23 protein-coding genes are annotated in these 19,913 nt (G+C 40.5%); 9 read left to right on the top strand and 14 right to left on the bottom strand.

Annotation, left to right across the window (positions count from 1 at the left end; all coding sequences use genetic code 11):
• Positions 1-16 precede the first annotated feature (16 nt).
• Positions 17-979 (top strand): NAD(P)-dependent alcohol dehydrogenase, encoded by a 963-nt coding sequence (locus tag CHB71_RS11065; RefSeq protein WP_089357002.1) that lies wholly within the window; start codon positions 17-19, stop codon positions 977-979.
• On the opposite strand, the gene CHB71_RS11060 is transcribed toward CHB71_RS11065, so the two are convergent.
• The 4 genes from CHB71_RS11060 to tgt are packed head-to-tail and all read right to left on the bottom strand — an operon-like array spanning position 972 to position 4,424.
• On the bottom strand, positions 972-1,292 hold the full coding sequence (locus CHB71_RS11060; RefSeq protein WP_089356968.1) for a heavy metal-binding domain-containing protein: 321 nt from the start codon (positions 1,290-1,292) through the stop codon (positions 972-974). The genes CHB71_RS11065 and CHB71_RS11060 overlap by 8 nt on opposite strands.
• A gap of 1 nt (position 1,293) precedes the next feature.
• Entirely contained in the window at positions 1,294-2,205 is a 912-nt protein-coding gene (locus CHB71_RS11055) for a DMT family transporter (RefSeq protein ID WP_089356967.1), read from the bottom strand.
• The gene (locus CHB71_RS11050; protein WP_089356966.1) at positions 2,202-3,287 is read right to left on the bottom strand and encodes an LptF/LptG family permease; all 1,086 of its coding nucleotides are present in this window, start codon (positions 3,285-3,287) and stop codon (positions 2,202-2,204) included. The genes CHB71_RS11055 and CHB71_RS11050 overlap by 4 nt, the downstream gene beginning before the upstream one ends.
• A 6-nt stretch (positions 3,288-3,293) precedes the next feature.
• Entirely contained in the window at positions 3,294-4,424 is a 1,131-nt protein-coding gene (gene tgt, locus CHB71_RS11045; RefSeq protein ID WP_089356965.1) for a tRNA guanosine(34) transglycosylase Tgt, read from the bottom strand.
• An 88-nt stretch (positions 4,425-4,512) separates the two neighbouring features.
• On the opposite strand from tgt, the gene CHB71_RS11040 reads away from it, so the two are divergent.
• From CHB71_RS11040 to rsmG, 3 genes are all read left to right on the top strand, one after another.
• The gene (locus CHB71_RS11040) at positions 4,513-5,592 is read left to right on the top strand and encodes a glycosyltransferase (protein ID WP_089356964.1); all 1,080 of its coding nucleotides are present in this window, start codon (positions 4,513-4,515) and stop codon (positions 5,590-5,592) included.
• Positions 5,580-6,191, top strand: a complete 612-nt coding sequence (locus CHB71_RS11035; protein WP_089356963.1) for an RNA polymerase sigma factor — start codon at positions 5,580-5,582, stop codon at positions 6,189-6,191. Before CHB71_RS11040 ends, CHB71_RS11035 begins: the two co-directional genes overlap by 13 nt.
• Before the next feature lie 112 nt (positions 6,192-6,303).
• Positions 6,304-6,930: a 16S rRNA (guanine(527)-N(7))-methyltransferase RsmG gene (gene rsmG, locus CHB71_RS11030; protein WP_089356962.1), complete on the top strand. Its 627-nt coding sequence runs from the start codon at positions 6,304-6,306 to the stop codon at positions 6,928-6,930.
• A 6-nt stretch (positions 6,931-6,936) separates the two neighbouring features.
• On the opposite strand, the gene CHB71_RS11025 is transcribed toward rsmG, so the two are convergent.
• Positions 6,937-7,458 (bottom strand): outer membrane beta-barrel protein, encoded by a 522-nt coding sequence (locus CHB71_RS11025; RefSeq protein ID WP_089356961.1) that lies wholly within the window; start codon positions 7,456-7,458, stop codon positions 6,937-6,939.
• A 161-nt stretch (positions 7,459-7,619) separates the two neighbouring features.
• Here CHB71_RS11025 and CHB71_RS11020 point away from each other — a divergent pair, with 161 nt between their 5' ends.
• The 3 genes from CHB71_RS11020 to CHB71_RS11010 all read left to right on the top strand — a co-directional run bounded on the left by CHB71_RS11020 (position 7,620) and on the right by CHB71_RS11010 (position 9,346).
• Positions 7,620-8,075 (top strand): hypothetical protein, encoded by a 456-nt coding sequence (locus CHB71_RS11020; RefSeq protein WP_089356960.1) that lies wholly within the window; start codon positions 7,620-7,622, stop codon positions 8,073-8,075.
• 111 nt (positions 8,076-8,186) lie between these two features.
• Positions 8,187-8,882 carry an SIR2 family NAD-dependent protein deacylase gene (locus CHB71_RS11015; protein ID WP_089356959.1) on the top strand — a complete coding sequence of 232 codons (696 nt, stop codon included), beginning with the start codon at positions 8,187-8,189 and terminating at the stop codon, positions 8,880-8,882.
• Positions 8,879-9,346: a nuclear transport factor 2 family protein gene (locus CHB71_RS11010; RefSeq protein WP_089356958.1), complete on the top strand. Its 468-nt coding sequence runs from the start codon at positions 8,879-8,881 to the stop codon at positions 9,344-9,346. Before CHB71_RS11015 ends, CHB71_RS11010 begins: the two co-directional genes overlap by 4 nt.
• Positions 9,347-9,378: 32 nt before the next feature.
• Here CHB71_RS11010 and CHB71_RS11005 read toward each other — a convergent pair whose 3' ends face one another.
• From CHB71_RS11005 to CHB71_RS10995, 3 genes are read right to left on the bottom strand one after another with little or no spacing between them, the layout of a single operon-like run.
• A complete protein-coding gene (locus CHB71_RS11005; RefSeq protein ID WP_245811253.1) occupies positions 9,379-10,431 on the bottom strand; it encodes an amidohydrolase family protein in 1,053 nt (350 codons plus the stop codon).
• A 25-nt stretch (positions 10,432-10,456) separates the two neighbouring features.
• Entirely contained in the window at positions 10,457-11,617 is a 1,161-nt protein-coding gene (locus CHB71_RS11000) for a tetratricopeptide repeat protein (RefSeq protein WP_089356957.1), read from the bottom strand.
• Positions 11,618-11,661: 44 nt separating this feature from the next.
• Complete coding sequence (locus tag CHB71_RS10995) at positions 11,662-12,462, bottom strand: hypothetical protein (protein ID WP_089356956.1); 801 nt, start codon at positions 12,460-12,462, stop codon at positions 11,662-11,664.
• 411 nt (positions 12,463-12,873) lie between these two features.
• Here CHB71_RS10995 and ggt point away from each other — a divergent pair, with 411 nt between their 5' ends.
• Positions 12,874-14,571 (top strand): gamma-glutamyltransferase, encoded by a 1,698-nt coding sequence (gene ggt / locus CHB71_RS10990; protein WP_245811252.1) that lies wholly within the window; start codon positions 12,874-12,876, stop codon positions 14,569-14,571.
• Here the strand turns inward: ggt and aat (CHB71_RS10985) are convergent.
• From aat (CHB71_RS10985) to CHB71_RS10960, 6 genes are all read right to left on the bottom strand, one after another.
• Positions 14,553-15,209, bottom strand: coding sequence for a leucyl/phenylalanyl-tRNA--protein transferase (gene aat / locus CHB71_RS10985; RefSeq protein WP_089356955.1), 657 nt, complete (start codon positions 15,207-15,209; stop codon positions 14,553-14,555). The genes ggt and aat (CHB71_RS10985) overlap by 19 nt on opposite strands.
• Positions 15,210-15,276: 67 nt before the next feature.
• A complete protein-coding gene (gene aat / locus CHB71_RS10980; protein ID WP_221406709.1) occupies positions 15,277-15,912 on the bottom strand; it encodes a leucyl/phenylalanyl-tRNA--protein transferase in 636 nt (211 codons plus the stop codon).
• Between the two features lie 78 nt (positions 15,913-15,990).
• Positions 15,991-16,794 carry a DUF4197 domain-containing protein gene (locus tag CHB71_RS10975; protein ID WP_179213381.1) on the bottom strand — a complete coding sequence of 268 codons (804 nt, stop codon included), beginning with the start codon at positions 16,792-16,794 and terminating at the stop codon, positions 15,991-15,993.
• Positions 16,795-17,054: 260 nt separating this feature from the next.
• A complete protein-coding gene (rsgA, locus tag CHB71_RS10970) occupies positions 17,055-17,969 on the bottom strand; it encodes a ribosome small subunit-dependent GTPase A (protein WP_089356953.1) in 915 nt (304 codons plus the stop codon).
• Positions 17,970-18,069: 100 nt separating this feature from the next.
• Positions 18,070-18,699: a peroxiredoxin gene (locus CHB71_RS10965; RefSeq protein ID WP_089356952.1), complete on the bottom strand. Its 630-nt coding sequence runs from the start codon at positions 18,697-18,699 to the stop codon at positions 18,070-18,072.
• Between the two features lie 22 nt (positions 18,700-18,721).
• Positions 18,722-19,165, bottom strand: coding sequence for a Fur family transcriptional regulator (locus CHB71_RS10960; RefSeq protein ID WP_089356951.1), 444 nt, complete (start codon positions 19,163-19,165; stop codon positions 18,722-18,724).
• Between the two features lie 147 nt (positions 19,166-19,312).
• Between CHB71_RS10960 and CHB71_RS10955 the strand changes: the two genes are divergently transcribed.
• The gene (locus CHB71_RS10955) at positions 19,313-19,906 is read left to right on the top strand and encodes a hypothetical protein (RefSeq protein WP_089356950.1); all 594 of its coding nucleotides are present in this window, start codon (positions 19,313-19,315) and stop codon (positions 19,904-19,906) included.
• Positions 19,907-19,913 lie beyond the last annotated feature (7 nt).

Genomic DNA, 19,913 nt, shown 5'->3' with positions numbered 1-19,913 from the left:
CTTAACCGACCAATTTGTGAAAGCGATCGTTTGTAAATCCTATGGCCCCACTTCTCAGTTACAACTGAAAGAAGTGGAAAAGCCCACTCCAAAATCCAAGGAGGTTTTAATCAAGGTACATTTTAGTGCTGTAAACGATTACGACTGGAGTATGGTGAGAGGTGAACCTAAACTCTACCGGCTCCTCTTTGGCTTGTTTAAACCAAAACATCCCATTCCCGGCATGGAGCTTTCAGGAGTTGTTGAATCCTGTGGAGAGGACGTGACAAAATTCAATGTTGGAGATGCTGTTTACGGTGATATTTCTGCCCATGGCTTTGGAAGTTTTGCCGAATATATCGCAATCCATGAGAACGCAATTGTCAGAAAGCCTGAATACCTTCCTTTTGAAGAGGCTGCAGCACTTTCTCATGCCGCAAACCTGGCCTGGCAGGGATTGGTGGATTTTGGTAAAATCAAAAATGAAATGAATGTTTTAATCAATGGTGCCGGAGGTGGCGTTGGTTCAATTGGATTACAAATCGCAAAGGCCCATAATTGTCAGGTGACCGGTGTAGATACAGGTGACAAATTAGAAGCCATGAAAGAAGCCGGCTTTGACCATGTCATCGACTACAAAAAGGAAGACTTTACCAGGAGTAACGATAAGTATGATTTAATTCTCGATGCTAAAACCACACGAGCTCCAAAGGCCTACCAAAAAGTATTGAAACCGAATGGAAGATATGTAACAGTGGGCGGTAAAATTGGCCGACTTCTACAGATCGCTTTTACTCAGAATGTAATGAAAAAGCCCGTTTATGTAGTGCCTCTTGACGCCAACAAAGACCTGGAACAAATTCATGATTTGTACCAATCTGGTAAGATCAAATCATTTATTGATGGCCCTTACCCTTTAGAGAAAACAGGTGAGGCCATTCAGCATTTTGGGGAAGGGCAGCATCATGGAAAGGTGATTGTTTCCTGTAGCCCTAGGTAAGTTTCACAGCGGTACCACTCGCACTCACCATCATCATTCCAGAATCTTTCCCCAGGGTTTCATAATCAAGATCAATGGCAATAACGGCATTAGCTCCAAGTGCCTCGGCAGCACTCATTAGCTCTTGAATAGCAATGTTCTTCGCGTCCTTTAGAGACTTTTCGTAAGCACCTGACCGACCTCCAACGATATCCGTAATAGATGCGAATATGTCTTTGAAAATATTTGCGCCAATGATGGCTTCACCAGTGACCATTCCATAATACGTGGAGATCGATTTTCCCTCCACATTGTTTGTTGTTGTTAAAAGCATATTATCTGATTATATCGGTTGAAAGCGCTTTTTTCTTGTAGCGCCGATTCAATAACGGATAGAGAAGTACAGAGGTTAGGATTAATAAGGTACCCAAATAAAACCCAGGGCTCATCTCTTCACTATCACCGAAAATAATCAAAGCAAGGATGATTCCATAGACAGGCTCCAGATTTACTACCAGATTGATTGAAAAAGCTGAAAGTCGCTTCATTAGCTCAACAGAAATGGAGTAGGCATATACCGTACAAACAATCGCAAGAACACCTAAATACAACCAATCTGAAGCTGATGGATTGAGGGTAAGACTATCAACAAAATACATGCTGTAGATAGGAAAGAACATAGCGATTGCTACACAAGCTCCTACCATTTCATAAAAGGTAATGACATAAGGATCGTAGGTTTTAGTTAATCTGCCATTGATTACAGTAAACACAGAGGCAATGAATGCAGATAGGACTGCCGTAAGCAAGCCCGAGAGATAATCAAACTCCACATTGAATATTACACCTATTCCAATAAAGGCAATGATGCTTAGTAACACTTCAAACCCCTTTATTTTTCTACCCTGAGAAATTGGCTCTATTAGGCTCGTCCAAAGTGAACATGTGGCCATACCTGCCAAACAGACTGAAGCGTTAGAAATACGTGCAGAAAGAAAAAACAAGATCCAGTGAGCTGCAATGAGTGCACCTGTTCCAAGAATGATCCATACATGTTTTGAGGAGTTGATGCGGAGCGGCCTTTTCCAAAATTTCAAAACAACGAATAAGCCTATTGCCGCAATCAACGTGCGGTAAAAAACAACCTCCACCGAGGGGATATTAATCAAGAGACCCAGAATAGCTGTAAATCCCCAAATCAACACTATGAAGTGAAGTGTGAGGTAGTCTTTGCGCTCCTGTATCATCTCGGGACAGTTTTATAGAGAAAAACAGCTACTGTCGCAAAAATGATATTTGGCATCCAGATAGCTAAAACCGTATTCATGGATTGCGCTTCCGCAATGGCACGTGCCAGTACAAAAGCGATGATAAATGCAAAAGCAATAACGAATCCTAGTGCAATCTGAAAGCCTGTTCCCTGGCGTGACTTTCGGGCTGCCACGATCACACCAATAGCCATCAGGATGAGCACCGTAAAGGGCGACATGTATCGAATGTATTCCTCCACCTGAAAAATGTGGACATCATCAGCACCTCGTGACTTCTGTCTTGCGATGTAATGATTGAGCTCGGTCATCGTCATTGTCTCCCAGATTCGTTCTTTGTTTCCAAAATCTTCTGGAGACATGTTTAGCAGTGTATCCAATTCATCACCTTCAGTAATGATTTCCTCACGATCTTTGATTTCACGATTTTGCCACCGCTTCAGCTTCCATTTACCTGTTTCATCGTTCCATTCTATCTGCCTCGCTGTTACTTTTTCTACCAGTTGCGTTCCACTTACTGTCTCTAAAGTCACCGAAGACCCCACATCTCTCCTCACATCATAGCGATACATGTATATGTAGTCTTCGAGGCTATCACGCTCTGCGATCTTTAAATGGATGTGTTTATCTGTATTGTAAAATGGATCTTTTAGGTATTCATATTCAAAATCAATTCGGAATTTATTGGCCTCAGGAATTACATAGCTATTGAGGTAAAAACTCGCTGTTCCAATCATCAGGGCAGCAATCAAGTAAGGGAAAAGCATCCGCCTAAAGCTTACACCGCTTGCCAGAATGGCTATAATCTCAGTTTTTGCTGCTAGCTGAGCAGTCACAAAAACTGTGGCTATAAAAACTGTAATTGGAGTTAATAAGCCCGCGATAAAAGGAATGAAGGTGATATAGTAATTGTATATCTGATTTAGACTTACTTCATTTTTAATAAAGTCATCGTTCTTATCTGCATAGTCAAGTACACAGATAATCACCTCAAACATCCCCACGACAAACACGAAGGTGATCAGGATCTTTTTTAGTATGTACCAATCAAGTTTTTTCATCCTTTTCTAAAGGCGCTGACTTACTTTTTTGACCATGGTTTCTTTCCAGCTAGCGAAGTTATCATTTAGTATCTGTTTTCTCGCTTCCCCTACCAGCCATAGGTAGAAAGTAAGATTCTGGATGCTTGCAATTTGTGCGCCAAGAATTTCATTGCTGGTGATCAAATGGCGCAAATACCCTTTTGTGTAAAAAGTACTGGCATATCCTCCTAATTCCGGATCGATTGGAGTAAAGTCATCCTTCCATTTTTCATTCCGGATATTGATGATCCCCTGAGTGGTAAAAAGCATTCCATTTCGCGCATTCCGGGTAGGCATGACGCAATCAAACATATCAACTCCCAGCGCAATGCACTCAAGAATGTTGGCAGGGGTACCTACCCCCATCAGGTAACGTGGCTTGTCCGTTGGGAGAATACCACATACATGATCCGTCATTTCATACATATCTTCAGCCGGCTCCCCCACAGAAAGACCTCCAATGGCATTCCCCTCTCGCTCTTTGCTGGCGATATATTCTGCAGACTGAGTTCGTAAATCTTTATAGACACTTCCCTGAACAATGGGGAAAAGGGTTTGGCTATAACCATATTTTCCTTCTGTCTCGTCAAATCGATTTATGCATCTATCCAGCCAGCGATTTGTCATGTGCATAGATTTTTCTGCATAATCGTATTCACACGGATACGGGGTGCATTCATCAAACGCCATGATAATATCAGCACCTATCGTACGCTGAATATCCATGATGGATTCAGGCGTAAAAAAATGACGACTACCATCTTTGTGGGACTGAAAGTGAACGCCCTCTTCCACGATTTTCCGATTGTCAGCAAGTGAGTACACCTGGTAACCTCCACTGTCAGTTAGAATAGGTTTATCCCAGCCATTAAACTTATGAAGGCCTCCCGCTTGCTCTATGATATCAAGGCCAGGACGCATGTATAGGTGATAGGTGTTTCCCAAAATGATTTGGGCTTTAATATCCTCTTTCAACTCTCGCTGATGAACAGCTTTGACCGTCCCTGCGGTACCCACAGGCATAAAGATTGGAGTCTGAATTTGACCGTGATCCGTGGTTATCGTTCCAGCTCTGGCTCTGGATTTAGCATCTGTATGTTGTAAGTCGAATTGCATGGGCCGCAAAAATACGGTTAAATGATATGCTGCTATGTTATTTTAAGATCTGATTCTTTTTCGTCTAAGGTTTTATTTAATTCACTTCATGATATTTTTTATCTGGTGCATCATTGGAGTCATCCACCTTGGAATAATGGTGTACCTAACATCAGCTTTCTTTCTTCCCATGGAAAAAAGTGTAAGTGAGAAGGAGAACTTTTTTTCAATTGTAATAGCCGCTCGAAATGAAGAAGAAAACCTAAAAAAACTGGTTCCAAAGTTGCTCCAACAGGAGTACGCAAATTTTGATATTACGATTTCTCTGGATCGCTGTTCGGACGAAAGCAAAAGCTATTTAGAAGGCCTTAAATCACCACAAATAAGGATTATCAATAATCAGGAAGTTCCGACAGATTGGAACCCTAAAAAATTTGCCCTTCAGCAGGCTGTAGAACTTATACAAGGTGACTGGATTGTTTTCACAGATGCTGACTGCATTCCCAACTCAGATAGATGGCTCAGCCTTATTAATGAATCCATTACCGAGCAATCTGATATCATTATTGGAGTTTCTCCTTACGTGAAAGGAGGAGCATTCCTAAGCTCGTATATGCGATTTGAGTCATATATGACAGCTTTCACATACACTGCGAGAGCACTTCAAGGTAAACCGTATATGGGTGTTGGACGGAACCTTTCAATTCGCAGATCATTTTTTGAAGAAAAAAATGGCTACCAATCCATCAAAGAAATCAATGGTGGAGATGATGACCTGTTTATTCAATCTCATGCTACAAAAAGGAATACGCAAGTGATGCTGGGTGATGAAAGTACAGTACTAACCTATCCGGAAAAGACCTGGAAAGACTACTTCCAACAAAAAATCAGGCATTTTTCCGTTAGTTCAAGGTATAAGTCCAGAGATCAAATACTTCTCAGTGCTATTCATAGCACCCATTTACTTTTCATCCTTTCCATCCCACTTGTTTGGACTTCAATAAATTTCGGATGGATGCTGCTTTTTTACCTATTTATTAAATTAGTGGGTTATAGATTTGCTGCGAGTAAAATAGGAATCAATATTAACTATATATTGCTTCCACTCGTTGACATGCTATATGCAGTGCTTACTCCGGTATTGGCGCTGTGGTCAAAACTCGTAAAGGACATTCCATGGAAGAACTAAATCGTCAGTTTTCTGATAAGGCGCTGAGAGACTTTAAGTTGATTGATCTTGCCACTGAAGGTAAAGACCAGGCAGCCTATGCAGAACTCATGCAGCGCTACAAGAAGCCCGTTTATCATATGATATTGAAGATGGTGAGGAATGTTGACGATGCGGAGGATTTGACCATTGAGGCATTTGCTAAAGCGTTTAAGAATTTAGGTAGGTTTAAAAAAGACTATACGTTTAGTACCTGGCTTTTTCGTATCGCTACAAATAATGCGATTGACTTTATCCGTAAGAAGAAGCTCAATACTTTCAGCCTGAATAGCACCTTCACCGATGATAGTGGTGAGTCTGTCAATATTGATGTACAGGATAAAAACCTTACGCCTGATCAGGAGACAATCAAGGATCAAAAGATTGAGCTGGTACGGATGTTTGTAGATAAGCTTCCTGCCAAATACCAACGACTGGTTAAGCTGAGGTATTTCGATGAGCTTTCGTACGATGAAATTGCAAAAGAGCTGGAAGCTCCATTAGGCACGGTGAAAGCGCAACTACACAGAGCCAGAGAGCTGATGTATGAGCTAGTAAAGGATAAGAAGAAGCATATTTAAAATATCCCCATGAGGCGGTTCGATGTTTCGAGACTACAGGGGTGTTATCACTCCAATACTATATTTAAACATCTCTTTACCCCTTCCAAAGTTGGAAATTCAAATATGATTTATGAGCTCTGAAATCATCCAAAAATACTTTCCTGACCTATCTGAAAACCAGAAAAATCAGCTGGATCAGCTTCAAGCACTCTATGAAGAGTGGAATGCTAAGATCAATGTGGTAAGCAGGAAAGATATCGACCAGCTATATGAACGGCATGTCCTGCATAGTCTTGCCATTGCAAAATTCACACAATTCACCCCTGAATCTAAAATACTCGATGTAGGGACAGGTGGTGGCTTTCCCGGCATACCCTTAGCTATCCTTTTCCCTGATTGTCAGTTTCATCTTGTAGATTCAATCGGAAAAAAAATTACGGTAGTAAAAGAAGTTGCTGATGCCATTGGATTAAAAAATCTAACTTCAGAGCATCAACGGATGGAAAAGGTGAAAGGAACATTCGATTTTGTAGTCTCACGAGCTGTGGCACAAACCAAACAGCTTTTCATCTGGGCACATAAAAAAGTGAGTAAAAATCAAAAAAACGATCTGGACAATGGGATGATCTTACTCAAAGGAGGTGACTTAACACAGGAGATGAAAGAGTTTGGGCGAGGGTATATTGAAAAAGACCTCTCCGAATACTACGAAGAGGTCTTTTTTGAAACAAAGAAAATCATCTATGTTCCTGTTTAGTTTGGATTAGAAGTAAAGTCTAAATCCGACATTAAGCCCAAAAGAATTTGAATTTACAAAATCATCACTTTTTCTTGAGGTATAGACAAGGGCTGGCTCCACTGCAACATTATCTACGATCCAGACAGGATATCCCGCTTCCAATCCAAATATCGTTCTACTATAGTCAAATTCTGTGAATTCATTTTCAGAAGATCCACTTTCTGAGGAGAATGAAGCCCCTACAAAAAATACCCCATTAACATAATACCTCGCAAAGGGTCCTATTAAAAAGGAATTACCTGAGACATCTCCTTCTGAGAAACTATTGAATCCTAAGTTAAGTCCAGCAGCAAGATTATCTATTACGAAGTATCCAGCTCCTGCGTTTAAGCCAAAATGGTTTGAGCTGTTATCTGCACCATCGGCTTTGGTTGATGTGAAATTAAGGTTAGATGTTGCTCCAACCAGCCATCCGCCTTCTTCTGTTTGTGCATTTGCTAAGCCGAATGATCCGGCTAAAAACGTCAATAATAATAGTCTTTTCATTATAGTTTTTGTTTGATTAGAATTCTAAGATAATTAGATATAGGACTTTTACACATCACCTTTATTAGAAAAATTTAGTCAAAATCATACTTAAGACTCAGGTGAATAGTTATATTATTTCTTAAAATATTACCTTTATTGCTAATCAAATTAATTCAGCTATGAAAAAAATAATATTCTTATCCTTTATCATTATCGCTCTGTCGTTTTCTACTAATGCCCAATCAAGAGCGGGTGTAGGTTTGGCATATGGCTCTGAGATTGAAAATGCAGGAATTGGATTCAATGGGGAGTTTGCTGCATCATCGGATATAAATATCGCACCAAGCCTCATATTCTACTTCAAGAAAAACAATGTAAGTTGGTGGGAGATTAATGGAAACATCAACTACATATTTAGTGAGAATAGCGCAACGATTTATGGCATTGCCGGACTTAATCTAACAGGTATTAAGGTAGAAGGGATTGACACAAATACAGAGCTTGGACTCAATTTGGGAATAGGAGCCAACTTTGATGCCGGAGGCTCAGCGATACCTTTCGCGGAAGCCAAATATGTCCTTGGAGATTTTGATCAGCTCTCGTTATTTGGCGGGGTACGTTTTCCACTCAACTAATTAAAAGATCATTCTCACTAACTTAAAGCTTCCAAATCGGAAGCTTTTTTTAATTAAGTTGAGTCGTTCCACTACTCAAAGTGGTTGGACGACTTTTGAATCAAAGCCTTTATGAAAAAGAAAATTGTGGTGCTTACAGGAGCAGGTATCAGTGCCGAAAGCGGATTGAAAACATTTCGTGATTCTGATGGATTGTGGGAAGGTCATGATGTGACTGAAGTTGCCACCCCTCAGGCATGGGCCCGAGATCAGGCGCTAGTGCTTGAATTTTATAATCAACGAAGAAAGCAGGCATTGGAAGTCAAGCCAAATCCCGGACATCTGGCATTGGCTGAGTTGGAGGAGTATTTTGATGTATCCATAATCACACAAAACATTGATGCACTACACGAAAAAGCAGGAAGTACAAACGTCCTCCACCTACATGGAGAGATCAGTAAAGTAAGGAGCACTATTGATCCAGGCCTTATTTATGAACTTGATGGGTGGGAATTGAAAGAAGGTGATAAATGTGAAAAAGGATCTCAGTTACGTCCTCATATTGTCTGGTTTGGAGAACCTGTTCCAATGATGGAAATGGCCATGCATGAAACAGTAAATGCGGATATATTTATTGTAGCCGGAACTTCTTTGGTTGTTTATCCGGCCGCCGGACTACTTGATTTTGCGAAACCAGAAATACCAAAATTTGTTGTCGATCCTAAAATACCGGACATTGCAACCGGAAATCAATTCCACCTATTTGAAGAACCAGCAAGTACAGGATTACCAAAGGTGAAGAAACTTTTAATTGATGATTATTTATGAGCAAGCTCACGTTAGAAAAATTCTATGAAGCCTTTAAGCAACACGATGCTACAACCATGGCATCATGTTACCATCAGGATATAATCTTCAACGATCCCGTCTTTAAGAGTCTGGACCACAATGAAGTGACGGCTATGTGGGAGATGCTTATTAAGCGATCAAAAGGAAATCTGGAAATTGACTTCCACACTGTGATGGGCGATGATGAAATGGCTCAGTGTATATGGGAAGCAGACTATGAGTTTTCTAAAACCGGAAATCCGGTTCATAACATTATCCATACAACAATGGAGTTTAAAGATGGATTAATTATTAAGCACACCGATGAGTTTGATTTCTGGCGCTGGTCCAAAATGGCTCTAGGTCTTACAGGTGTGCTTATGGGCTGGTCTCCCTACCTTAAAAACCGTGTGAGTAAAGTAGCCCGGATGTCGTTGGATAAATATTTAAAGCAGTCTGAATAATCTTTCCATTACCCCTTCAAAGGAGGGTGTTTTTAATTGGACTCCATCAAAACCTTTAGAAGGTCTTTGTTCTTGCTTTCACTCAAGCCGAGCCAATCGAGTGTAGACTGATAGAAAATATTATCTAAATCCTGCTGTGGTAAATCCATTTCTGTGATGAATTTCCCAATTTCCAGGTCTCCAAGCGGAAACGGGTAGTCAGAACCTAAGCATACTTTTTCAGATCCAATCAGATCAATCACATACTTCAAGTAAGTAGGGTCATGTGTAATGCTATCGACCCAGAATTTACCCAGATATTCTCTTGGGTTCACATTGTTGTGGACCGCAACCAAATCCGGTCGGCAATTGAAACCATGCTCCAAACGACCGATGGTAGCTAAAAGTGATCCACCGGAATGAGCAAAACAAACCCGCAGTTTTGGATAGCGCTCAAAGACACCCCCAAAAATCATGGATGCCGCAGCTCGTGCCGTTTCAGCAGGCATTCCCACCAGCCACGGAAGCCAATATTTCTCCATGTATTCTTTGCCCATCATCTCCCAAGGATGAACTAGTATCGCCATTCCTAACCTTTCACACGCTTCGAAAAACTCGAAAAACCGCGGCTTACTTAGGTTATGATTGTTGATATTGGAACCTATTTGCACACCAGGAATACCTAGCTTTTTCAATCGCTCCAATTCTTTTATAGCCAAATCAGTATCCTGCATTGGCACAGTACCTAACCCAATATAGTTTTTTGGGTTTTCCTCAACCACTTGAGCGATGTGGTCATTGAGAAACATGGACAAATCAAGGCAATCATGAGCGTCAGCCCAATAACTAAACATCACAGGAATGGTGCAAACCACCTGTACCTGCGTGTCGAATTTCTTATACTCTTCAATCCGCAATTTTTCGTCCCAACAGTTTGATTGAATCTCACGGAAAAATTTATCACCCTTCATCATTCGGGCAGCTTCCGGCTTGTGGTGCAACAGGTGAATGAAGTCACCATATCCGAATTTCTCAGCAAAATTTGGTATGCTGTGAGGAAGGATATGCGTGTGCATATCTATTTTCAAACTAGTTTGATTTGCCATTCTACAAAGGTAAAAAGAAAATCAGCTATTGGCTACCACAATGTTTTTCCATTAACTCAGAGGCCTGACCCATACCCAGCTCATCAGCCTTTTGAAGATATTCACAGCCTTTATCATTTTCATTCATGCTTAAATAAGCCATGGCTGTATTAAACCAAACATTCTTGTAGCCTCGATCTACCGAAAGGTACCGTTCATAAAATCCCACGGCATCCTTGTACTTTTTCTCATGAAATAACGTGTTTCCAATCAAATGAAAAGCTTCTGATCTGGCTGGATTAAGTTGTAGTGCTTTGATAAAATCCTGTCTTGCCTGACCATAAGCTCCAGTTCGAAGAAGTGCTTTACCTCTACTCAAGTAGGCAAGATCATCCTCGGGATTTGCTTCAATAGCTTTCGTATGATACTTTGCCGCTAACCCATATTCCCCGCTTTCGTAAGCATTGGCCCCTACAAGATTAAGCATCGGAGTGAATTCCTGGTCGTTCAGTAAAAACAAGGGCAATTGAGTCGATTCATCAAGTATAGCCAGATTATACCATGCATGATAGTTAGTTGAGTCGATACGAAGTGCTGCTTTCAAATCTGCAATAGCAGCCTGGTCATTCCCCATTTTGGAATACAACTGCGATCGGTTGATGAAACAATCCGCTATGGTGTCATATTCAAAAGCGCTTGTAAAATCCTTTAGTGCATTATCCCAGTCACCCAATTTTTGATAGGCCATTCCGCGGTATTGATACACTCGGCTGATCATGGATTGAAGAGTGGTTAAAAATGTGCCTTTAGCACCTGTAGGGTCTGATCCATAATAAACGGCTTTGGTTTCAGATCCTTGTTGATTTTCAAGGACGAAAGTAAAGTCTCTGATTGCTTGCTCAGTACTTGCTGAATTGTAGTAAATCAACCCTTTTTGAAAATAAGCTTCCAGATTGTTGGGTTCATATTTAATGACAGCCTCATAATCAGCAAGAGCTCTTAAATCTTTATTCTCGGCTTCATGGATCATCGCACTGAGAAAATAATCTTCTGCTCCAGGATTCTTTGAAAGATTAATATTGATGTAGTATCTGGCTGAGTCAAGCTGATCGTCATGAAAATGAGCTCTTGCCAGATCGTAATAGTCCTGAGCCCAAAGATTACTTTGTACGATCAGAAGGGTAAGTAAAATCGAAAATGTTTTCATTGAGGTTGGATTTCATTAGAAAAACGAACCTCTTCTAAATTAGGTTATAGCACCTTTTGGATTTGCATTCCGCTTTCTTTGCATAAGTGCACAAATTTTCCGTTTTCCATCCTGTAAAAGCTCACTGCCATTACGAGAAATAATCCGGTTCCTTCAGGTATGATTCTATTATCTATAGAAATCATTCCTGTCATCGGTTCCGTTGGAATTTTGAGCAATGGAAGCATGGCGCTATCATAAGTGCCAAACTTTCCGTGCAAATCCTTATTCACCGGCTTGTACCCACCCGCTTTCTGATCAAACTGGTAGTCTGAGAGAGCAATTAATCTTGCCGTAATTTTAAAGTTGGTAGCACCTTTCGGGCTCTTGAATGTCTTTTCAGGAATGAATGCGGGAAAGTGAAGAATCACCTGCCCTCGTTGTGACCCTGGCTTCACAAAATATTTGGCTCCAAATATCTTTTCATATGGCGCTTTAGAGTTAAACTCAAAGCCATTGAGCAAGTGGCCGTGCTTGCTGAGGAACAAAGGGCGGGTGCCCGTCTTACCCTCTTCCATTTTCGCAAGATTTCTAAATTGTGCAGTTAGCTTTCCTGAAACATATGTCTCGCAAATTTCTGACATCCCTGTTGAAAGTGACTGCCTTAGTGTTTTCGCCATCATTGAGGCCACACCAAATTCTTTCTGATTATTTCTTAATTCTTTGTAAGAGGCTTTAGTCTTGATTTGCGAGGCGGTAGGGCCTCCCTTTTTAGCGATGATCTCGCGATCAATGCCTTTCAATTTATATCTTCTGTAGCCTTTGGGAATTTCAATTTCTAATGGGGTTCTAGGTGACTCTTTCATTTTTGCTGGTTAGCTTTTTCGGTTGACTTGGATACTGTTTTTCGCTTAGGGCTGATGAAGATAATCATTCGACCCGTAACAACAAAATTTTCCATTAAGGAATCGCTTAACTAAACCAAATGCTAACCGCTGATAACTACCAACTTATGAAATGAAGTTTATAAACTTACTTATAACGCTAGAGATATATCATTTTTTTACACTTCCAACGTTGATTAGTTTTCACCTCAGATTATGGTAAAGAAATTACTATTGGCGTTCATCATTTTATGTTCTGGAGTACTCACTTCTTCTTGCAGCAGATCACACACCGTGAAAGTAGTGAAGCCAAAAAAGCATTGGTTTCCATATGACCAGAAAAAACATCGTAAGCGTAAGCGCATCAAAATTGTGCGAATGAAATCCTAACCCATGAAATTAATCAGACTGACCTTTCTCGTACTACTATTAAGTTGCCAGGTTCAATCTAATTATCAGCCTATTCCATCTGAAACAGGTCCTTTGGGCGAGCAGGCGATGATTTCATCTGCTCACCCACTAGCAACTAAGATTGGGGTTGACGTATTAAAAAATGGTGGTAATGCATTTGATGCTGCACTTGCAGTAAAGTTTGCACTGGCTGTTGTATTCCCCAGAGCCGGGAATATTGGAGGCGGTGGCTTTGCTGTTTACCGAATGAGTGATGGAACGATTGGGTCGCTCGATTTTAGAGAGAAGGCGCCCGGTGCTGCAAGGAGAGATATGTATCAGGATGAAAATGGAGAGGTCATACCTGACATAAGCACGACTGGTCATTTGGCTGCTGGGATACCAGGCTCTGTAGATGGTATTTTAAAACTGCATGCGGCACATGGAACCAAGCCATTAAATGAACTGATTCAGCCAGCCATCAATCTGGCGTATTACGGATTCACTATCACCCAAGATCAAGCTGATGAATTTAATGAGAAACGCGAGGATTTTATCAATGTAAATGGGCCTGATTTTTTTCTGGTGAAAAATCAACCGTGGCAAGTGAATGACACTATTAAGTTTACTGAACTAGCTGGAACACTTACACAGATCAGGGACCGTGGACGCGATGGGTTTTATGGTGGCATAGTTGCTGATCAGATAGTAAAAGAAATGCAACGTGGTGGTGGATTGATTTCTGAGGATGATTTAAAAAACTATAGCTCCAAGTGGCGAGATCCACTTACAGGTAGCTACCGAGGACATAAAATTATTTCCATGCCTCCACCATCAAGTGGCGGTGTAGCGGTCTTACAATTATTACAAGGCGCTGAACAATACGACATTGCTGAAATGGGACATAATTCTACAAAGACCATCCATCTATTGACAGAACTGGAACGTCGGGTGTATGCTGATCGAGCCACTCATCTTGGAGATCCGGATTATTTCGAGGTACCAGTTAAAATGCTACTTGATCCCGATTATAACAAAGAGCGGTTTTCAACTATTTCATTGAAAAAAAAGACGGACTCTCAGGAAATAAAAGAGGGTGAAGTAGAAGTAATTGAGAGCGTTGAAACAACGCACTTCTCAGTCATCGACCCTGAAGGCAATGCAGTATCGCTAACCACTACCTTAAATTCGTTTTTCGGATGCAAAGTATACGTCAAGGGAGCGGGCTTTTTTCTCAATAATGAAATGGACGACTTTAGTGCCAAACCTGGTGTACCCAATCAATTTGGACTTGTAGGTGGAGAAGCCAATGCCATCGTCCCGGAGAAGCGAATGCTTAGCAGCATGACTCCTACCATTGTTGAAAAAGACGGCAAGGTTAAAATGGTTGTCGGAACACCCGGGGGTGCTACAATTATTACCTCTGTTTTTCAGGTCATAATGAACGTAATCGATCATGGGATGGGCATGCAGGATGCTGTGAATGCAACCCGTACACACAGTCAGTGGCTACCTGATCGAATCCTCATTGAGGAACGGCCTATTGACCCAAATACCCTGAAAGGACTGGAAAAACTCGGACACAAAATTGAGCCGAGAAAATCTATGGGTAGAATGGGTTGTATCCTGATCAGAGAGGATGGCAAACTTGAAGGTGGGGCTGATTACACAAGAGGTGATAATTATGCTGAGGGGTTTTGAACATCCAAATATTTCAGAAAATCATTCCTATCGATTAGCTCAGCGCCCATGCTGGCCATATGATCAGTATATGCCTGACAATCATATAACTGTCCTCCCTCCTCTTTGAATTTTTGTATAAACACGATCAGAGCCACTTTGGAGGCGTTGCTCACCTTGGAGAACATGGATTCTCCACAATAAACGGTTCCCAAACGGATGCCATACATACCTCCAACCAGCTCATTATCCTTCCAAACTTCTACTGATTGGGCATATCCTAATTTATTAAGCTTAATATAAGCTTCCACCATCTCTTCGGTAATCCATGTGCCATCCTGACCAGCACGCTGCATTTGTCTACAACTATCAATTACCCCTTCAAAATCCTGATTGAATGTGACAGCAAATTCCTCCTTTCGCAACACACTTCGCATGGATCTGCTGACGTAAAGTTTATCTGGAAGTAAAACAAAACGAGGATCCGGACTATACCACATGATCGGTTCATCATCATTGTACCAGGGGAAAATCCCTGAGCGATACGCAAGCATCAATCGCTCCGGACTTAGATCGCCTCCAATAGCCACCAAACCGTCCTTATCAGAGTCAGAAACCGGCGGAAAAAATAAGTCATCTGTCAGATGGTATGTAGACATGTGTGTGATTTTAAATTCAGCATCAATTTATTCTAAATTGGCTGAATCTTTCAGATAATTTTTCCAGCTATCTTAAATACCCCAGGTAAGATTCTCTACTTAACTCCTCCGCACCCATTCGCTCCATATGATCTGAGTGCACCTGGCAATCAAACAGCTCCCCTCCTTCAGCCCGGAACTTGCGCATAAAATGTATCAATGCCAGCTTTGATGTATTGCTGGCTTTTGAAAACATCGATTCTCCGCTGAATACCTTCCCAATCCTTACACCATACATCCCTCCTACCAGCTCTTTGTCTTTCCAGACTTCTACTGATTCTGCTACTCCAATATCATGAAGGCGTATATAAGCTAGCTCCATTTCATCGGTTATCCATGTACCTTTTTGCCCCGGACGAGGTATTTGTTTGCATTCAGAAATTACCTGTTCAAAATTTTGATTGAAAGTCACTTTAATCTCCTTGTTATTCATCACCCTTTTCATGGATTTTGAAATATGAAGGCGGTCAGGAAATAATACAAAACGAGGATCCGGACTCCACCAAATGATCGGATCTCCTTTGCTATACCATGGGAAGATTCCGGATTGATAGGCAATGATCAATCGCTCCGGCAGCAAGTCTCCACCAACTGCCACAATACCATCTTCAGCACCTTCAACAGAAGGAAATATCAGATCGTCCGTCAATTGGTAAATGGGCATAAGTGATTGGGTGTAAACCAATTTGGTTCTTAAAAAGTCAGAACTAAGGTTTGAATCTTCTGGGTGGTTGGTGTTTTTTTAATTACTTCCGAAAACTCGTTCTATAATAGCGCTACCCCATGCAAAAGGATCCTCTCTGATCTTTTTTTCTTCTTCTCCAATTAAGAAAAATAACCCATCGATAGCTTTTGTGGTTGCATATTCATCAATACTGTTGGGCAGCTCAACGTTCAACACATCGCTGGGACTTACTGTAGAAAGCCCTAAACCAGTTGGATCATATTCATAGTTCAAAAATTCGGCCGTTGTGGTATAGATTTGATTGGCACCTGTCGCATCAAGAGCACTCTTTACATCCGGGTTAAAAGCCGTAAATAATTGTTGGCTGGTATTTTGAAAAAAATAGTCAGTGGCGGCTGTTTCATGACCATTGAGAATATCAAATGCATCTGTTATAGACATGGTCACAATGGCATTTCCAAAAATTGGAAGCGCTTTGGAAGCAGCATTCTCAGCTCCTTTATTCATGGCAGTAATCAGTTCCTCGAAAAGGTCATTTCCATCATTTTCTATTTCAACATAGGCGTCATATACTACCGAAAGCGGCACAATCCCTCCTATGCTTTCCGTTTCAATTTTAGCCTGAAGGTCTGCAACTTCAGACGGAAGTAATATCTTAATAATCTCATTTTTAAGATACCCATCTACTGAAGAGGCGCTTGTTACCGAATTTGATAATCCTATATCCAAGGCTTCTTTCAAGCCCTGCACTACTTCACCTTCTGTCAATGGATTATTTGCATCTTCAAACAACTCGCAGGAAACAAAAATCCCCGACAAGCCAATCAACACACCCACAAAACCTGTTTTTAATGTCTTCATTATAAGCTCCATTTTATATTCAATAAATTAAAAATAAATCAAAAAGACTGCTGCTCTATTTAAAGTGACAAATGCACGTATTTTTCAAACTTAGCAAGGACAATACCAATGATGACCAAATCACGGTATTGAAATAGGTTTCAATTAAAAATTTCTCAAAAATCGAACACTCATCCATTACCAATTGTTATTCCTGTACACTAGCAATAGTGTAAGTTAGGTTGGTTGTGTGATGGGTCACCCGCTGAGGTGACCCTTTTTTATCTTCGATTGTCTTCGACCCTCAATATGGATAAATAACTCTCATATCTGGATATAGAAATTTCGCTACCTATGGCCTCTTTCACTGCACAACCTGGTTCATTTTCGTGTAGACAATTATGAAATTTGCATTGGCCAAGAAAATCTCTCATTTCAGGAAAATAGTGTGATAGTTCTTCTTCCTCTATTTCAGAAAGTCCAAGTTCTTTTATCCCGGGGGTATCAATGATTGCAGATTCTTTATTCAAGTGGAAAAGTTCTGCGAAAGTAGTAGTATGAACGCCTTTATTGGCAAAATCAGAAACAGCACCCACCTCCTGACCTGCATTGGGTATTAATTGATTGATCAATGTTGATTTTCCTGAACCACTATGACCTGAAAGTAAACTGATTTTGTCCTGTAAAAGGTTCTGGACCACCTTTGAAACTTCTTTATCAAACTGACAAAGCTCAACTTTATAACCAATATTTTCATAGATAGATTTTAACTCTTCGTATCTATCTAAATCTTTCTGTTTGTACAAATCCTCCTTATTGAAAAGGATTACTCCCGGGATTCGGAAAGCTTCCAGTGTAATAAGAAATCGATCGATGAAGCCAATTGACGTACGAGGTTTCTTTAGCGTAACAATTAAAACTCCCTGATCAATATTACTTGCAATTAGATGATCGTGTCCTTTTTTTCTTGGACTCTCTCTTATCACATAATTTTCCCTTGCATAAATCTCAGAGATAATCCACTCATCTTTTGCTTGATCATTCGGTATGACCTCTACCCAGTCTCCAACAGCAATGGGGTTTGTCAGCTTTTTATCTTCAAGCTTAAATTTGCCCCTCAGCCTGGCGATGAGTTTTTCTCCATCTGCCCGGACTTCATACCACAACCCAGTCGATTTTACTACTAGCGCTCTCAATCAATAAGCCATTTTATCCATAATGAAGCAATAGTACGCAATACAAACAAAAAAAGGCTAACCCTTTAGGATTAGCCTCATTGTCTATTTTATGTAAGAATTAATTTGCGGAAAGGTATTCTGCTACTCCTTCTCTGGTCGCGTTCATTGCTGTTTTACCTTCTTCCCAGTTTGCAGGGCATACTTCCCCGTGTTTTTCAACGTGATGCCATGCATCAACAATTCTCAACATTTCATCGATGTTTCTTCCAAGAGGAAGGTCGTTAATCGTTTCATGTCTTACCACTCCTTCTTTATCAATGAAGAATGTACCTCTGAAAGCTACCGGCGCACCGTCAAATTCAAGGTTCCCTTCTTCGTCGTATGCCCAGTCTCCTGCCAATACACCGAAGTTCGAAGCAACAGTTTTTGACGGATCAGCCACCAATGGATATGTAACGCCAGAGATTCCCCCTTTATCCTTATCAGTCATCAACCATGCTAGGTGAGTTTCTTCTGTATCACAAGAAGCGCCTACTACAGCTACACCTCTTTTTTCAAACTCTTCAAGCTTTTCCTGGAAAGCGTGGATTTCAGTTGGACAAACAAATGTGAAATCCTTTGGGTAAAAGAAGAACATTACTTCCTTCTTACCGATGTACTGATCCAAAGAAAAGTTTTCAACGATTTCTTCACCGTTGATTACTGCGGGTGCATTTACAATAGGTGCTTTTTTTCCTACTAATGACATGTTTTGTTTTAGTTTTTAGTTTTTAAATAATAGTTACATCATCTTCAGGATCGATGCGTTCGCCATTTACCTGAAGCTTTATTTCATTTATTCTGAAATTCCTAATCTTCTTTTTTCGGAAAAATTCGTTTATTAAACCATATAACTCCTCATCATAAAAATCCTGAATCCTATTCGTCTTCAGGCAATAGATATGACCATGAGGATTCATATTGGCATCATAACGCTTTGAGCCAGATCTTACAGAAACACGCTGAATCAAACCCGCTTCCACCAAGACATCCAATACACGATAAACACTTCCCAAAGAAATAGAAGGATTATCTTCTTTTATCGTTTCATGAATATTCTCAGCGGTGGGATGATCGTGAGAGGTCATGAGCTTTTGCAAAACCACTATCCTGGGATGTGTCGCTTTTAGTCCAACCTCGCTTAGCTGCTCTTTTATATGACTAATTTCTCCCATTTAGGAATTTTTCTTAATTGCGAAATTAGATCACATAAATCAGACAGCCAAACAATTGTTCGATAAAAAGCCATTTCCAATGGTTTACTTCTCATTCTTACTTCATGATTTTAGTTAGATTTACGAAATACAAATTCCATTTATGAAATGAAACACTTAAGAAAACTATTATCAGCAAGTCTGCTTTCACTTATCATTTTTTCCTGCGGTGAGGCTGGATTTGGATTTAATGTATCCGCTGATTCCCCGGTGACAGCACCAATATCTATTACAATCCCTGCAACGGTCATCAGTGTTGATCCGGATGCTACAAGCATAAACTATTCTCTTGGGGATGTAAGTGCATTTAATGATGCGCTACGGGATCTTGGCTCTGCGGGTGGTGGAATCGATCGGAACTCAATCGAACTCATAGGAATGTCTTATGAAATAGAAGGCATTGATTCAGAAGAAAACCTGCCGCTTGACGAACTTACAATACACATACTTTCTTCCACTGGCATAATTGCAACAATTCCTATTGAAACAACTGGAGGTATGCTTACCAATGTTGCTAAAACAGAGATAAATTTGACCTCAACTGCTGGTAATTCAATTATTTCAGAGCTTAGTAATAGTTCAGACGTTAATTCTGAAGTGATTTTTGACTTGGGCACTGTACCAGCTGACCCCAACTCTCGAGAAATAGATTTCGATTTCAAGCTATACTTTAATGTTTTACTTAAGGTTAGAAACCTTTAATAATCAT

The sequence above is a fragment of the Ekhidna lutea genome (assembly GCF_900188325.1).
In the GTDB taxonomy this organism is placed as follows: Bacteria; Bacteroidota; Bacteroidia; order Cytophagales; family Cyclobacteriaceae; genus Ekhidna; species Ekhidna lutea.
Note: the sequence above shows the minus strand (reverse complement) of the source record. Positions and strands in the feature narration are given on the sequence as shown.

Coding starts and splice junctions, on each gene's coding strand:
- ggt (WP_245811252.1), top strand. CDS start 12,874: ATGAAATTAATCAGACTGACCTTTCTCGTACTACTATTAAGTTGCCAG.
- CHB71_RS11000 (WP_089356957.1), bottom strand. CDS start 11,617: ATGAAAACATTTTCGATTTTACTTACCCTTCTGATCGTACAAAGTAAT.
- CHB71_RS10995 (WP_089356956.1), bottom strand. CDS start 12,462: ATGAAAGAGTCACCTAGAACCCCATTAGAAATTGAAATTCCCAAAGGC.
- CHB71_RS11040 (WP_089356964.1), top strand. CDS start 4,513: ATGATATTTTTTATCTGGTGCATCATTGGAGTCATCCACCTTGGAATA.
- CHB71_RS11005 (WP_245811253.1), bottom strand. CDS start 10,431: ATGGCAAATCAAACTAGTTTGAAAATAGATATGCACACGCATATCCTT.
- aat (WP_089356955.1), bottom strand. CDS start 15,209: ATGTCTACATACCATCTGACAGATGACTTATTTTTTCCGCCGGTTTCT.
- CHB71_RS11055 (WP_089356967.1), bottom strand. CDS start 2,205: ATGATACAGGAGCGCAAAGACTACCTCACACTTCACTTCATAGTGTTG.
- CHB71_RS10960 (WP_089356951.1), bottom strand. CDS start 19,165: ATGGGAGAAATTAGTCATATAAAAGAGCAGCTAAGCGAGGTTGGACTA.
- CHB71_RS11010 (WP_089356958.1), top strand. CDS start 8,879: ATGAGCAAGCTCACGTTAGAAAAATTCTATGAAGCCTTTAAGCAACAC.
- rsmG (WP_089356962.1), top strand. CDS start 6,304: ATGAGCTCTGAAATCATCCAAAAATACTTTCCTGACCTATCTGAAAAC.
- CHB71_RS11060 (WP_089356968.1), bottom strand. CDS start 1,292: ATGCTTTTAACAACAACAAACAATGTGGAGGGAAAATCGATCTCCACG.
- aat (WP_221406709.1), bottom strand. CDS start 15,912: ATGCCCATTTACCAATTGACGGACGATCTGATATTTCCTTCTGTTGAA.
- CHB71_RS11050 (WP_089356966.1), bottom strand. CDS start 3,287: ATGAAAAAACTTGATTGGTACATACTAAAAAAGATCCTGATCACCTTC.
- CHB71_RS11035 (WP_089356963.1), top strand. CDS start 5,580: ATGGAAGAACTAAATCGTCAGTTTTCTGATAAGGCGCTGAGAGACTTT.
- CHB71_RS10955 (WP_089356950.1), top strand. CDS start 19,313: ATGAAACACTTAAGAAAACTATTATCAGCAAGTCTGCTTTCACTTATC.
- CHB71_RS11025 (WP_089356961.1), bottom strand. CDS start 7,458: ATGAAAAGACTATTATTATTGACGTTTTTAGCCGGATCATTCGGCTTA.
- CHB71_RS11015 (WP_089356959.1), top strand. CDS start 8,187: ATGAAAAAGAAAATTGTGGTGCTTACAGGAGCAGGTATCAGTGCCGAA.
- tgt (WP_089356965.1), bottom strand. CDS start 4,424: ATGCAATTCGACTTACAACATACAGATGCTAAATCCAGAGCCAGAGCT.
- CHB71_RS10975 (WP_179213381.1), bottom strand. CDS start 16,794: ATGAAGACATTAAAAACAGGTTTTGTGGGTGTGTTGATTGGCTTGTCG.
- CHB71_RS10965 (WP_089356952.1), bottom strand. CDS start 18,699: ATGTCATTAGTAGGAAAAAAAGCACCTATTGTAAATGCACCCGCAGTA.
- CHB71_RS11020 (WP_089356960.1), top strand. CDS start 7,620: ATGAAAAAAATAATATTCTTATCCTTTATCATTATCGCTCTGTCGTTT.